Below are 12722 nucleotides of genomic sequence, written 5' to 3' on the forward strand. Positions count from 1 at the left end.
CCGGACATCAACTCTTCGCAAGACCTTGCGGGCCAGTTGGCCGCACAAGGCCTGAAACACAGGCGGGAGCGCGAGGCGAATTGGTGGCCACCAGAAGATATTCTCGCAAGGCGATGTCGCGGCTTCAGCGAAAAGCGCCTGGCACGGCACTTCTGCTGCTGGCAAATTTCGGCAAGGAGGAAAAGCCCGAACCCTTTCTCGGCAAGGTCAACCAGGAGACGCTTGCCGAAATGATCGGCACAACGCGACCGGGAGTCAGCACTTCATGAACAAGTTCCGCGACCTCGGATTCATCGAGTACAATGGGAAACTCGTGGTGCACAGTTCGTTGCTGAACGTGGTTCTGCGCGATCAACCGCAAATCAGACGGTGAACCCGGAAGGGCAAAGCCGCTTTCCGGGTTCCATTGGCTGTCGCGTCCAGGCCGGTTGGCCGGGACGCTTCGCGCTTAGCCAGCCGCCTTGCGCTTGGCACCCTTTGCCACGGCGGCCGGCGCTGCTGCCGGTTTGCGGCCAAGTCCCGTCGACTTTGCCAGTGCCGACCGGGTCGCCGAGTAATTCGGAGCGACCATCGGATAGTCCGGCGGCAGGCTCCATTTGGCCCGATAGTCGTCCGGGCTCAGACCATAGTCTGTCCTGAGGTGTCGCTTGAGCGACTTGAACTTCTTTCCGTCCTCCAGGCAGATGATGTAGTCGGGAAATACCGACTTTTTGGGGTTTACGGCCGGAACCAGGCTCGGGCTTTCCACGACGACCGCGCCAGCCAGTTTTCGAACCGAGGCGCTGACGCTGGCAATCAGGTCAGGTAGGCCGGAAGCTGGGAGTGGATTGTTGCCGACATAGGCCGAGACAATATCGGCCGTTAGCTCTATAACGGTCTTATCCTCGATATTTGACAATTCTTTCATCCTATTTGCGAGAAAGCCATCCACCCCAGCGAAGACTTTCGTCGATGTATCTCTTTAACCGCGTCCCCCAACGGGCGCCAAGTGCCAAAACGAATCAAGACTTGGCGTCAACTATTTTTATGGAAAATCGACGCTGCGCAAATTAGAAAATCTAATACTTGGAAGCAGCAGACTTGGTCGTCCGAGCGTCGGCCAATATCTCAAGAATACGCCGCCAACGGGCACAGCGCCCGAAATCCTTCTGCTCAATCGCCTTTTCGGCCTTCATCGCCGCGTAGAGCGGTGCTTCGGCGCCAAATTCCTTGATCAGCCAATGCGCTTCCTGCCTGGCGAGACGTTCATTGTCGTCAAACATAGTCTTGCACCTCCGAGCGCTCCAGGCCGACCGCGATACAACTGCCGATGACGAGGACGGCGCCGGCAATTGCGGTTGTCGTCAACCGCTCACCGGACAGGGTCAGCAGCAATGTCGAGCCAATCGGCGTGAGATAGGCGACGACCGCGACCTTGCCGCTGCCTTCGAGCTTCAAGGCGCGCGACCAGAAGTAATAACCCAGTCCCATTGGGCCGGCGCCGAGATAGAGCCCCAGGGCGAGATCGACGCCGGAGGGCCAGGCGACGCCGTCGCCAGCGGACCATAGAAGCGTCAACGCGACGCCGACCAGCGACGAAGGCAGCAGCAGCCGATCGGGTGAAGTGGCGAGCCGTCCAACCATCACCGAATAGAAAGCCATGCACAGCGCGGACCCGAATGCGGCGAAATAGCCGAGGAGATTGCCCTGGAACCAGTTGCTCTCACGCCCTCCCGAAATCACCAGCGCAACGCCGGCGAAGCCAAGGGCCGCGGCAAGCCCCAGCATGACCGGACGCCGGGGATTGTCGAAGGCGATCACTGCCGCGGCGACCATCAAGGGCCAGGTATAGGCCACGAGATTGGCTTCGATTACCGGCATCGAGGCGAAGGCGACGTATTGCAGCACCATGGTGCCGACCAGACCGATGAATCCGACAGCGAGAGGAGCGAGGGTCGCCCTCGGCGCCATCGGCCGCGCTTCCTCACGGTTCATGAGCCGGATCAAGGCGAAGACCAGTGCAGCTCCCGCAAATTGCAGGAACTGCACTTGCGACACCGGATGTGTTGCCAGCAGGGTTCTGCCGACCAAAGCATTGGTCGACCACAAAGCCACCGCGCCGGCGGCAAAGACCAGCGCGGATATCGAACCTGATCCGTGCCGAAACAATCGGCCTGGGGCTCTATCCCTGTGTTGGACCATGATCTTGCCCGAAGACCGGCTCCCACTTTTCGGGATCATGGTTGACTACCATGATTCCCTGGCTCCGCCCGAAACCTGTGCTTCGGCGGACGGGGCGGGCGTCGGATGCTCCGCCTCGAACCGGCGATAGGCCGGCAGCTGGTTGGTCCAGACGTCTTCGGCCAATTCGTTGACCCAGTCGCGGTCGTGATCATTGTCGGCGGCAAGATAGAACATGCGGTTGTCGTCGACATAGGGCTTGGCCACCGAACGCTGGTTGAGCACCAGGGTGACGCGCTCGCCATACTGGATCGGCGCCGTGCGATGCAGGACGCCAAGGAATTGCCCGAGGGTCGCGTAATTCATCTTGTGATCGATGCGCATGATGCGGTTGCGCGGGATCTCGCGGCCGGATTCGAGGATGGCGCGGCCCGTCTCGGAATCGTCGCAATAGATTTCGAGATGGCCGCCGACCAGCGGGTTGCTGATCGACAAAGGAATGAGTTCGGTGACCGGGACGCCGTCGCAATGCCATTCGACGGCGCCGTCCCTGGGATTCATGAAGGTGACGGTCGAGCCGACGATCGACAGCGGATAGGGCTCCAGCTTCGTGCCCATCATGTCGGACAGCCGCTCCAGACGCCGCTTGTCGTGCAGCAATTCCTTGATTTCGGGGATGAAACGGTCGGCGCCGGTGATGAAGGTCAGGTCGAGGTGCTTGTGCACGGCATGACTGTCCTTGAGCTTCAAAGCGGCCTCCTCGATTGCGGCGAGCAGTGCCGGGTCATAGCCATGCAGATACTGTGCAACGCCGAAACTCGACACTTTCCAGGCGGTTTCGTGGCCGATAATGGCCTCACGGCTCATCGCATAGCGCAGTTCGGGTATGGTATGTGCGTTCATTGTACTTCTCCAAGTGGGGGGCAAACACTTGATTAACAGTCGATTAAATTAGCCCCCCCTGTAAAATTAGGAATGCTGGTGCTAGTGTAAGCCCAGCTTAAGGTCGAAGCCCGTGCGTTTGCTCAGTCAGGTCAACCTCAATTCGCTGAAAATCGTGGAGAGTGCTGCGCGCCACGGGAATTTCACGCGGGCCGGCGAGGAGCAGTTCATCACCGCCTCAGCGGTCAGCCAGCGCGTCAAGAGCCTGGAGGATCAGCTGCGTTTCAAGATTTTCCAGCGCGGTGGCAATGCGGTGTCGTTAACGCCGGAAGGCGAGACCTATGTCTCGCGTGTTCGCGAGGCGTTGGAGCGGATCGTCGCCGCCAGCATGGAAGCGACCGGACAATCGCAGGAACATGTGCTGAAAATATCCGTGCTGCCGACCTTCGCCGCGCGCTGGCTGTTTCCGCGCCTGCCGGAATTCCAGCGGCGCCATCCCGACATCGTGATGCGGGTGTCGACCTCCTACGCGACGCATGAGTTCACGGCCTCCGATTTCGATCTCGAAATCCGCTATGGAGACGGCCATTTCAACGGGCTGCCATCCGATCTGCTGTTTCGGGAAGACCTGACACCGGTGTGCAGCCGCAAACTGTTCCATGAGATTCTTGGCAACAAGCCGGTGTCAAAGGTGACGCCCGACGACCTCAGGCACTTCACGCTTCTGCATTCCGACACCTGCACCCAGAACTGGCAGTCCTGGCTTGGCTTTGCCGGCGCCAGTTTCGTGCTCAGCGAGACCAAAAGCATCTACTTCGACTCGTGCATGATGTCCTATGAGGCCGCCAATGCCGGAATGGGCTTTGCCGTGGCCAACCGTGCCTATATGGCCAGCGACATCCGCGCCGAAAGGCTGGTCGCTCCCTTTGCCGTCCACCATCCGAATACCGCCGGCTGGTATTTCGTCTCCCCCCACAAGTGCCTTGCCGCACGCAAGGTGCTGCTGTTCAAACAATGGGTCATGGCGGAAGCGGCTTTGACGCAACGCCAATTGGACAGTGAAATCCGCGATCTGGCTACCGAAGCTGTCTGAAATTCGTATCGGCAGGAAACGCAATTCCGTGCGGTTCAGCATCATCGATTCCGAATGGCCTGACGTGAAGGCCATGCTTCTGCAGAAGATGCGGCGGTAGTCGGCGCAGGCAGCTCGCCCGGATCAGGCGAAAGCCCTGCCCTCTTCGGTACGCTGGAAATGCGCCAGATCGAGCGGCACGGAAGGGCGGCCGAGGACCGTCAGGATCATATGCGCCTGGCCGCGATGATGGGTCTGGTGGTTGAAGACATGCGCCAGCGCGGGCGCGAGACGCTGCGAGACGGTGCGCATGTCCGACAGGGTCATGTAGGTGAAGCGGCCCGACAGCGCCTTGTCGCTCAGGCCAGAGAGCCAGTCGATGATCCGCCGGTCCTCCACCTCGCGCGCCGTCCTCAACTTGGGCAAGGCCCGGTGCAGTATGGCATCCAGCGCCGTCGGCGCGTCGCCCTCGCCGGTGAAGCGCTTCATCCAGATGCGATCGGCAGCGAGCAGATGGTTGAGGGTGCCCATCAGCGAGCCGAAGAAGGCGCCGACGTCGCGATTGAACTCCTCTTCATCGAGGTCCGCGGCGGCATCATAGATGCGGCCATTGGCCCATTGATTATACGCCGCAAACATCATGAAATGCTGTTTCATCTTTTCTCCAGCTGCCCCGTTTCGGGGTGTCGCGAGCGATACCTAGACCGCAAAGAGACCCGCGCCAATGACCATTCTGCTTTATGAGCTCGTCGGGCGTGACGAGAGCCGTCCGTTCAGTCCACATTGCTGGAAGGCGACGATGGCGCTGGCCCACAAGGGGCTCGATATCTCGACCGCGCCGACGCGTTTTCTCGAGGTGCCCACCATCGAGGGCGGCGCTTCGAGAACCGTTCCGGTGATCCGCGACGGCGAAAAGGTCGTCATCGATTCCTTCGCCATCGCGCTCTATCTGGAGGAAGCCTATCCGGATCTGCCGACGCTGTTTGGCGGCGAAGGCGGCAAGGCGATGGCGCGCTTCATCGAGCGCTGGTCGCAATTGACCATCCATCCCTACGTCACCACTGCGGCGCTCGTCGATCTCCATGCCATGCAGGACGAAGAGAACGCCGTGTATTTCCGGCCGAGCCGGGAGCAGCGCTTCGGCAAGCAGCTGGAAGATGTCGTCGCGGCGCGCGATGCCGGCCTGGCGGCGTTTCGGGCTTCGCTCGAGCCGCTGCGCTCGATGCTGGGCTACCAGCCTTTCATCGGCGGCGCCTCGCCGCTGTTTGCGGACTACATCGTCTTCGGCGCGCTGCAATGGGCGCGCATCGCCACGCCCTACCAGCTGCTTGAAGACAGCGATGTCGTGACGCAATGGTTCGCGCGTTGCCTCAACCTGCATGGCGGGCTGGGACGAAAGGTAGCGGCAGCCGCCTGACGACCGCAAGCGCCTGCCCTGCCCGCGAGGCAGGTTGGACGCGCCATCAATCCGTGGCGGAAATCAGCGGCGGGATAGCCGGCCTACTTGGCCGCCTTCTTTGGCTTGCTGGTCTTCGGCTTGCTGGCTTTCGCGGCAGCTTTTTCTTCCTTGGGAGCGGCTTTGGCCTTGCTGGCGACAGGGGCCTTCTTGGCCGGCTTCGTGGCTGCCGACGGCTTACCCGCATCCTCCCGATCGATGTCGGCGGCCGCCTGGTGCCAATGGCGTTCGTGGTGACCGGCCGGTTGCCCCTCTTCCTGCCAGATCTGGTGTGCGCGGTTGCGAATGCGGTCCTGACGATCGTCTGCCATGGTCGTGTTGTCTCCATTCGGGCCGACTTCAGCGCGGCGCCGACGCGTGACTATAGCAAGCAAAGCGTTGCTGTGCAGCCGTCTGATCTCGCCCTGGCGGCTTGCCGGCCTGACATGGAAGCGCCCACTGCTCCGGTCCTTCGCTCGCGGTCCCTGCCCTTCGGGCGTTCAAACCCCTTGAAAGATGCACTGGACCTTTCAATCCGCCCAAAGGCCGACAGGGCTTCACCATTCGTCGCTCGGAACGCCAGGCAATTGGCTTTCCGTCCGCTTCGGGACCGCTCCTCACCCCTTGGCAATGGGCGGGGCGGCCTGTATAGAGCCCGCCACTCTCAATTCCATTCTCAGACAAGGACGACCAATGGCGCTCGAACGCACCTTTTCCATGATCAAGCCGGACGCAACCCGGCGCAACCTCACCGGCGCCATCACCAAGATGCTAGAAGATGCAGGCCTGCGCGTCATCGCTTCGCGCCGCGTCTGGATGAGCCGCCGTGAGGCGGAAGGTTTCTACGCCGTCCACAAGGACCGTCCGTTCTTCGGCGAACTGGTCGAGTTCATGTCGTCGGCTCCGACGATCGTCCAGGTGCTGGAAGGCGAGAACGCCATTGCCAGGAACCGCGAAGTGATGGGCGCCACCAACCCGGCCAACGCCGACGAAGGCACCATCCGCAAAGTGCACGCGCTGTCGATCGGCGAAAATTCGGTGCACGGCTCCGACGCGCCGGAAACCGCCGCGCAGGAGATCAAGTACTGGTTCTCGGACACCGAGATCGTCGGCTGAGCCGACAGTCGCACCTTGTACCCCGTAAAAAGGCCGGCATTTCGCCGGCCTTTTTCATTGACGCAATGGTCAGGTCTCGCTGCCAACGCCGCTGCGCATCGCAGTGGCGGTGCTGGTCACTTCGGCTGACGATCTTTTACGTTCGCATGGGCGTTCGCTGCCGCCGTGTCGGTGGCCGGTGTCTGGGTGTCGGCACCTGCAAACGGACTACCCTGCCCAGGCGCCAGATCGCCGCTGTGGCCGGCCTTGTTGGTCTGGAAGGGTCGGCCATCGGCGCTGAGGCCATGCTGAAGGGCATTGAACAGATGGTCGTCCGCCTTCGCAAGGCCGGTGAGAGCAAGGAGCGATACGCCTGTGACAGCAAGGATAAGCGCGTGCGTTTTCATCTCTGGACTCCTTTGAATTAAGGCCAGAACAAGCCGCAGCAGGTCTGGCGGCTTCAACGAAGGGACATTCGAAAATATCCCTTTTGCCCTACCCGCCATGTCTGGGAGAGAAACGCTTCTCCTGCCCGAATTATTCCGGAAAGTGTCGGGCGATCGAATTAAGCGCTAACTCGCGGCGCTGAAGCGCAGGATTTCGTGGCCGTCCTTGTCCGATATGGCGAGCTTGCCGGCGTCGACCTTGTATGACGCCGCCTTGGCCAAGGCATCGAACAAGGCCTTTTCCTCGGCCATCACCTCCGGCGCGCAGGCCTTGTAGGTCGAGCCGACGTCGCTGATGGCGATCGCCTGGCCATCGACTTTCGCGGTGGCGAAATAGGTGTTGCAGGGGCCGCTGCCGCCGGCCTTGCCGGCCTCGCTGATCCTGAACGTCGCCTGCGGCGCGGTGATGGCGCCAATGCCATCGACATAGTCGACCACCCAGAGCTGGCCAAAGATGGAAGCCGCCGGCTCGGTGCCTGACGCCACCAACTTCAGCATGATGGTCTGCGGCGCGTCGGTCAGCGAGTCGAGCCGATGGCGCACATCGGAAATGAACATCAACTTGCCGTCAACGGTGATCCGCGCCTGCAGCGCATAACTCATCTGTGACCGGATCACCGACGGATCGAATTTGATCTCGAAGCTGATCGGCACCTGGCCGGCCGGCTTGATAGTCTGCTCGCCGATGATCCTGGCCGGTGCATCGGCTACTGAAACATCCGCGAGCTGGACGGAAAGCACGGCGCTGGGCGGCAGGGCGATGCGCTCGCGATAGATCACCTCGCCCCTCACCGCGTTTTCAGCGGCCACGGACAATTCCGGCACCGCCAGGATGCCGACGACCAGAGGCACGAAACCGAAGACGAAGAACTCCGCGAGCCTGTCCAGCATGACCGCCTCCCTTGCCCGGACTGCCAATCCCCGGGGCTGATCAACCTCACGCAATTGGCCAAAGGATTGCGGTCAATACATGGCTGCGACGGGATTTATTCGGACGATGACTTCCAGCGCTCTGCCGCTTGCGCGTCGGTTTCCTTGGCCTCGACCCAGCCACCTTCAGAACCATCGGCGCGATGCTCCTTCTTCCAGAAGGGCGCGCGCGATTTGAGGTAATCCATGAGAAAGTTCGCCGCTTCGAACGCGGCCTGGCGATGGGCAGAGGCGGCCACCACCAGCACGATATTCTCGCCCGGACGAATCCGGCCATGGCGGTGGATGACGGTGAGGCCCTGCAGCGGCCAGCGCTCAACCGCCTCGGCGGCGATACGGCCGATCTCGGCCTCCGCCATGCCAGGATAATGTTCGAGCTCCAGTGCCGTGAGCGCGCCCTGCTCATCGCGGCAGAGCCCGGAGAAAGAAACCACCGCGCCAATGTCGGTGCGGCCCGCCGTCAGTCCGGCGATCTCGGCGGCGACGTCGAAATCCTCGCGCTGGATGCGCACGGTCAGCGCCAGGACGGCCGACACGGTGTCAGCCCCCGGTCATCGGCGGGAACAGCGCGATCTCGCGCGCGCCCGATATCTTTTCGCGGTGGTCGACATGTTCCTGGTTGATGGCAACGCGGATCACGTCGGGATATTGCAGCGCATGTTCGTAGCCCTCGCCGCGCGATTGCAGCCAGCGCAAGAGATCGGCGACCGTCTCGATGCCGGCGGGCAATTCGACATGCTCTTCAGGCATGCCGATCCGTTCGCGTACCCAGGCAAAATAGATGAGGCGGGTCGTCATTTCACTCATCCATGATGTGCCTGAGGCCGGCGCGGAAATAGTCGTAGCCTGTGTAGAGTGTGACGAGTGCCGCGATCCACAGCAGCACAAGGCCGGTCTGCGTCGTCAGCGGGAAGATCTTGTCACCGGCCGGTCCCGCCAGCAGGAAAGCGATAGCGACCATCTGGATGGTGGTCTTCCACTTGGCAAGCTGCGTCACCGGCACCGAGACCTTGAGCGCCGCCAGATATTCGCGCAGGCCAGAAACCAGGATCTCGCGGCACAGGATGATGATGGCCGCCCACAGCGACCAGCCGGCAATGCCGGCATGGCGATCGGTGTCGGCGGCAAGCAGCAAAAGGCAGGTCGCGACCAGCAGCTTGTCGGCGATCGGGTCGAGCATCTTGCCGATATTGGAGGTCTGCTGCCAGGCGCGCGCAAAATAGCCGTCGAAATAATCGGTGACGGACGCCAGCAGGAAAATGACCAGCGCCGACCAGCGGGCGAAGTCGCTCGATTTCAGATGGCCTTCGAGAAAAAAGCACAGCACCACCAGCGGCACCGCAATGATGCGGGCATAGGTCAGCATGTTGGGCAGGTTGAACGCGCGCTGGGCCATATCTGGTGGACTCTTTCTGCCTGCGTACTCAAATCAGAAGCGAATGTAGGGGGTCAACAGGCCAGATTCGACTGGCCAGCTGAAAGTGCTGAATTTTTTAACTTTCGTGAAAATGATTGTAGACCAGTTTGGCGACCTGTTCGGAAATACCGTCGACTTTCCTCAGATCCTCGATCGCGGCACGGCTGACCGCCTTGGCGGTGCCGAATGCAAGCAGCAGCGCGCGCTTGCGGCCGGGGCCGATGCCGGCGATCTCGTCGAGCGGGCTTTTGACCATCTCCTTCTTGCGCCGCGCCCGGTGCGAGCCGATGGCGAAGCGATGGACCTCGTCGCGCAGCCGCTGGACGAAATAGAGCACGGGGTCGCGCACCGGCAGTGAAAAGGAATCCCTGCCCTTGACGAAAAAACGCTCGCGGCCGGCATCGCGGTCCTGGCCCTTGGCGATGCCGATGGCCACGACGCGGTCCTCGATGCCGAGATCGGCGAGAATCTTGCGCACCGCCGTCATCTGGCCCTGGCCACCGTCGATCAGGATGACGTCGGGCCAGGCGGGGAAGCTGCCGGAGATGTCGTCTTCGACATCATCGCCCGCTTGCGCCGAGGCCGTGTCGTCGGGCGCGACATCGCCATGTTCCTTGAGCAGCCGCGAGAAGCGCCGCTCCATCACCTCGCGCATCATGCCGAAATCGTCGCCCGGGGTGATCTCGGTCGAGCGGATGTTGAATTTCCGGTACTGGTTTTTCACAAACCCTTCCGGTCCCGCGACAACCATGGCGCCGACGGCATTGGTGCCCATGATGTGCGAGTTGTCGTACACCTCGATGCGCACCGGCGGCTTGGCCAAGCCGAAGGTCTCGGCGAAACCGGCAAGCAGCCGTCCTTGCGTCGAGGTTTCGGCCAGCCTGCGGCCCAACGCCTCCCGCGCATTCTGCAAGGCATTGTCGGTCAGGTCCTTCTTCTCGCCGCGCTGCGGCACAGAGATCGCAACCTTGCGGCCGGCGCGGGTCGAGAGCGCCTCGGCCAGCAATTCCTGGTCCTCGATGCCGTGCGACAGAAGGATGGCGCGCGGCGTCGGCTTGTCGTCGTAGAACTGCGCCAGGAACGAGCCCAATACTTCCGATCCTTCCAGGGCAGGATCGGCTTTCGGGAAATAGGCGCGGTTGCCCCAGTTCTGGCCGGTGCGGAAGAAGAAGACCTGGATGCAGACCTGCCCGCCTTCCTGATGGATGGCGAAGACATCCGCCTCGTCGACGGTCGCCGGGTTGATGCCCTGATGGCTCTGCACATGCGACAGGGCGGCCAGCCGGTCGCGATAGATGGCGGCACGTTCGAAATCGAGGTCTTCAGATGCCTGCTGCATGGCGGCCGAAATCTCGGTCTTCACCTTCTGGCTGCGGCCGGACAAGAAATCCTTCGCCTCGGCGACCAGTTCGGCATAGCCCTCATGCGAGATTTCGCCGGTGCAAGGGCCGGCGCAGCGCTTGATCTGATAGAGCAGGCACGGCCGGGTGCGGTTCTCGTAGAACGAGTTGGTGCAGCTGCGCAGCAGGAAGGCGCGCTGCAGCGAGTTGATGGTGCGGCCGACGGCGCCGGCCGAAGCAAACGGGCCGAAATAGTCGCCTTTTCGCGAGCGCGCGCCACGATGCTTGTAGATGCCGGGCGAGACATGGTCGCCGGTCAAAAGGATATAGGGAAACGACTTGTCGTCGCGCATCAGCACGTTGAATCGCGGCCGCAAGCGCTTGATAAGATTGGCTTCGAGCAGCAGCGCCTCGATCTCGGTGCGGGTGACGACGAATTCCATCGTCGACGTCTCGCGCACCATGCGGCCGATGCGGTTGGTGTGGAACCGGCCTTGCGCGTAGTTGGTGACGCGCTTCTTCAGGCTGCGTGCCTTGCCGACATAGAGCACATCGCCCGCGGCGTTCATCATGCGGTAGACGCCGGGCGCGTTGGGCAGCCGCTTGACCAAGGTCTGGATCACCTCGGCGCCGACCATGCCTTCGGCATCGCCGGCATGCGGCGTCCAGTCGATGGCGGTGAAGGCGACATCCGGGCCTGTCGGTTCGACGATCTCCTCGAGCGCCTCGTCCTCGAGGTCGATTTCGGGAGGCAGGTCATCGGCGCCGCCACGCGCCTTGTTTTTGTGATCCAAAGGACTCATTCCGTCATGCCTGTCACATCGGGCGTCTGCCATGCAAGATGCTGGCCGCCGTCGAGCGCGATCATCTGGCCGGTGACCGAGCGCGCATCCCAGAGATAGCGGATGGTGGCGCCGAATTCCGGCAATTCCGGGCCGCGCTTCAGGATCAGGCCAGCGAGCTGTGCGTCAAAATCGGTATCGTCCTGGCGGACATTCTTCAGTGTCGGGCCAGGCCCGATCGCGTTGACGCGAATGCGCGGGCCGAGCGCTTGCGCCAGCATCTGCGTCTGGGTCCACAAAGCCGACTTCGACAACGCGTAGGAGAAGTAGCGTGGCGTCGGCCGCCAGACGCGCTGATCGATGATGTTGACGATCAGCCCCTCGCGCCCTTCAGGCAAGGCGCGAGCGAAATTCTGCGCCAACAGCGCCGGCGTTTTCACGTGGATGGCAAAGTGGCGGTCCCAGGCCTGCCAATCGAAATCCTCAACGGAATCGCCGACGAAAAGCGACGCATTGTTGACCAGCAGCGAGATTGGACCCAGCGCGGCCTGCGCCTGGCCGACGAGGCCGCTGACGGCGCTCATGTCGGTCAGATCCGCCCCAACCACGGTGGCGCGGCCGCCAGACCGATTGATCCCCGCGGCCAAGGCATCCGCCTCGTCGTGCGAGCGATTGGCGTGGATGGCGACGGCAAAGCCATGGCCGGCGAGGTCTTCGACAATTGCCTTGCCGACCCGTTTCGCCCCGCCGGTCACCAGGGCCGCGGCAATGGCTTTGCTCATCTGCTGTCAATCCTCAATTTCGGCCCGAAAACACGGCGCCGACGAAATATGGCTCGGCATGCGTTAAACGGCATTCGCACTTGGGGCTGCATTGTGGCGAAACGCTCGGTTCGGCATGCCGACTCGTCTTGGAGTCGGGAGCGCCGGAACGCAATATAGGACGCTGGACTCCTTGCACCAAGCGGTGTGCAGCGCAGCATGAAATGGCTGCTGACATTTCGCTGTTGCGAAGATGCAACGTCAAGGTTCCGCCTCATTCGCGCCGGGTAATGACCCAAGTTCAGGTTCGCTTCAGCCTCATTTTGACACGACATTTGGAACCGACGAACGCCAGATCCGTTTCACCCCCCGGACGGGTTGATGGCGATCGTGAGAAACAAG

16 protein-coding genes and 1 pseudogene are annotated in these 12722 nt (G+C 61.9%); 4 read left to right on the forward strand and 13 right to left on the reverse strand.

The window, feature by feature from the left end; genetic code table 11:
• Positions 1–126 precede the first annotated feature (126 nt).
• Positions 127–373: pseudogene (locus tag FJV80_RS26635) on the forward strand (helix-turn-helix domain-containing protein); the annotation flags it as partial.
• Positions 374–448: 75 nt separating this feature from the next.
• Here the strand turns inward: FJV80_RS26635 and FJV80_RS26640 are convergent.
• The 4 genes from FJV80_RS26640 to FJV80_RS34695 form a co-directional block, all read right to left on the reverse strand.
• Entirely contained in the window at positions 449–907 is a 459-nt protein-coding gene (locus FJV80_RS26640; RefSeq protein WP_019857325.1) for a MucR family transcriptional regulator, read from the reverse strand.
• A 151-nt stretch (positions 908–1058) separates the two neighbouring features.
• A complete protein-coding gene (locus FJV80_RS26645) occupies positions 1059–1262 on the reverse strand; it encodes a hypothetical protein (protein WP_010915223.1) in 204 nt (67 codons plus the stop codon).
• The gene (locus FJV80_RS26650) at positions 1255–2181 is read right to left on the reverse strand and encodes a DMT family transporter (protein ID WP_095788448.1); all 927 of its coding nucleotides are present in this window, start codon (positions 2179–2181) and stop codon (positions 1255–1257) included. Before FJV80_RS26650 ends, FJV80_RS26645 begins: the two co-directional genes overlap by 8 nt.
• Before the next feature lie 45 nt (positions 2182–2226).
• Positions 2227–3063 (reverse strand): hypothetical protein, encoded by an 837-nt coding sequence (locus FJV80_RS34695; protein WP_179295916.1) that lies wholly within the window; start codon positions 3061–3063, stop codon positions 2227–2229.
• A gap of 112 nt (positions 3064–3175) precedes the next feature.
• On the opposite strand from FJV80_RS34695, the gene FJV80_RS26665 reads away from it, so the two are divergent.
• Positions 3176–4135 (forward strand): LysR substrate-binding domain-containing protein, encoded by a 960-nt coding sequence (locus FJV80_RS26665; RefSeq protein ID WP_095770643.1) that lies wholly within the window; start codon positions 3176–3178, stop codon positions 4133–4135.
• Positions 4136–4258: 123 nt separating this feature from the next.
• Here the strand turns inward: FJV80_RS26665 and FJV80_RS26675 are convergent, their stop codons facing one another.
• On the reverse strand, positions 4259–4771 hold the full coding sequence (locus tag FJV80_RS26675) for a DinB family protein (protein ID WP_142877859.1): 513 nt from the start codon (positions 4769–4771) through the stop codon (positions 4259–4261).
• 67 nt (positions 4772–4838) lie between these two features.
• Between FJV80_RS26675 and FJV80_RS26680 the strand changes: the two genes are divergently transcribed.
• Positions 4839–5531 carry a glutathione S-transferase family protein gene (locus tag FJV80_RS26680; RefSeq protein ID WP_142877860.1) on the forward strand — a complete coding sequence of 231 codons (693 nt, stop codon included), beginning with the start codon at positions 4839–4841 and terminating at the stop codon, positions 5529–5531.
• Between the two features lie 83 nt (positions 5532–5614).
• Here FJV80_RS26680 and FJV80_RS26685 read toward each other — a convergent pair whose 3' ends face one another.
• A complete protein-coding gene (locus FJV80_RS26685; protein WP_095770646.1) occupies positions 5615–5881 on the reverse strand; it encodes a DUF2934 domain-containing protein in 267 nt (88 codons plus the stop codon).
• Positions 5882–6242: 361 nt separating this feature from the next.
• Here FJV80_RS26685 and ndk point away from each other — a divergent pair, with 361 nt between their 5' ends.
• Complete coding sequence (gene ndk, locus FJV80_RS26690) at positions 6243–6665, forward strand: nucleoside-diphosphate kinase (protein ID WP_095770647.1); 423 nt, start codon at positions 6243–6245, stop codon at positions 6663–6665.
• A gap of 116 nt (positions 6666–6781) precedes the next feature.
• Here the strand turns inward: ndk and FJV80_RS26695 are convergent, their stop codons facing one another.
• The 7 genes from FJV80_RS26695 to FJV80_RS26725 form a co-directional block, all read right to left on the reverse strand.
• Positions 6782–7051: a hypothetical protein gene (locus tag FJV80_RS26695; RefSeq protein ID WP_095770648.1), complete on the reverse strand. Its 270-nt coding sequence runs from the start codon at positions 7049–7051 to the stop codon at positions 6782–6784.
• Positions 7052–7216: 165 nt separating this feature from the next.
• Positions 7217–7981, reverse strand: coding sequence for a YbaY family lipoprotein (locus FJV80_RS26700; protein ID WP_142877861.1), 765 nt, complete (start codon positions 7979–7981; stop codon positions 7217–7219).
• A 95-nt stretch (positions 7982–8076) separates the two neighbouring features.
• Positions 8077–8556, reverse strand: coding sequence for a molybdenum cofactor biosynthesis protein MoaE (locus FJV80_RS26705; protein WP_095770650.1), 480 nt, complete (start codon positions 8554–8556; stop codon positions 8077–8079).
• A gap of 4 nt (positions 8557–8560) precedes the next feature.
• Positions 8561–8818 (reverse strand): molybdopterin converting factor subunit 1, encoded by a 258-nt coding sequence (gene moaD / locus FJV80_RS26710; RefSeq protein WP_095770651.1) that lies wholly within the window; start codon positions 8816–8818, stop codon positions 8561–8563.
• Position 8819: 1 nt separating this feature from the next.
• The gene (pgsA, locus tag FJV80_RS26715) at positions 8820–9416 is read right to left on the reverse strand and encodes a CDP-diacylglycerol--glycerol-3-phosphate 3-phosphatidyltransferase (RefSeq protein WP_142877862.1); all 597 of its coding nucleotides are present in this window, start codon (positions 9414–9416) and stop codon (positions 8820–8822) included.
• Positions 9417–9513: 97 nt separating this feature from the next.
• A complete protein-coding gene (gene uvrC / locus FJV80_RS26720; RefSeq protein ID WP_095770652.1) occupies positions 9514–11580 on the reverse strand; it encodes an excinuclease ABC subunit UvrC in 2067 nt (688 codons plus the stop codon).
• The gene (locus tag FJV80_RS26725) at positions 11577–12341 is read right to left on the reverse strand and encodes an SDR family oxidoreductase (RefSeq protein WP_142877863.1); all 765 of its coding nucleotides are present in this window, start codon (positions 12339–12341) and stop codon (positions 11577–11579) included. Before FJV80_RS26725 ends, uvrC begins: the two co-directional genes overlap by 4 nt.
• Positions 12342–12722: the final 381 nt, after the last annotated feature.

This window comes from Mesorhizobium sp. WSM4310 (assembly GCF_007003935.1).
Taxonomy (GTDB): domain Bacteria; phylum Pseudomonadota; class Alphaproteobacteria; order Rhizobiales; family Rhizobiaceae; genus Mesorhizobium.

Coding starts and splice junctions, on each gene's coding strand:
- FJV80_RS26650 (WP_095788448.1), bottom strand. CDS start 2,181: ATGGTCCAACACAGGGATAGAGCCCCAGGCCGATTGTTTCGGCACGGA.
- FJV80_RS34695 (WP_179295916.1), bottom strand. CDS start 3,063: ATGAACGCACATACCATACCCGAACTGCGCTATGCGATGAGCCGTGAG.
- FJV80_RS26640 (WP_019857325.1), bottom strand. CDS start 907: ATGAAAGAATTGTCAAATATCGAGGATAAGACCGTTATAGAGCTAACG.
- FJV80_RS26685 (WP_095770646.1), bottom strand. CDS start 5,881: ATGGCAGACGATCGTCAGGACCGCATTCGCAACCGCGCACACCAGATC.
- FJV80_RS26675 (WP_142877859.1), bottom strand. CDS start 4,771: ATGAAACAGCATTTCATGATGTTTGCGGCGTATAATCAATGGGCCAAT.
- uvrC (WP_095770652.1), bottom strand. CDS start 11,580: ATGAGTCCTTTGGATCACAAAAACAAGGCGCGTGGCGGCGCCGATGAC.
- FJV80_RS26645 (WP_010915223.1), bottom strand. CDS start 1,262: ATGTTTGACGACAATGAACGTCTCGCCAGGCAGGAAGCGCATTGGCTG.
- FJV80_RS26725 (WP_142877863.1), bottom strand. CDS start 12,341: ATGAGCAAAGCCATTGCCGCGGCCCTGGTGACCGGCGGGGCGAAACGG.
- pgsA (WP_142877862.1), bottom strand. CDS start 9,416: ATGGCCCAGCGCGCGTTCAACCTGCCCAACATGCTGACCTATGCCCGC.
- FJV80_RS26700 (WP_142877861.1), bottom strand. CDS start 7,981: ATGCTGGACAGGCTCGCGGAGTTCTTCGTCTTCGGTTTCGTGCCTCTG.
- ndk (WP_095770647.1), top strand. CDS start 6,243: ATGGCGCTCGAACGCACCTTTTCCATGATCAAGCCGGACGCAACCCGG.
- moaD (WP_095770651.1), bottom strand. CDS start 8,818: ATGACGACCCGCCTCATCTATTTTGCCTGGGTACGCGAACGGATCGGC.
- FJV80_RS26695 (WP_095770648.1), bottom strand. CDS start 7,051: ATGAAAACGCACGCGCTTATCCTTGCTGTCACAGGCGTATCGCTCCTT.
- FJV80_RS26680 (WP_142877860.1), top strand. CDS start 4,839: ATGACCATTCTGCTTTATGAGCTCGTCGGGCGTGACGAGAGCCGTCCG.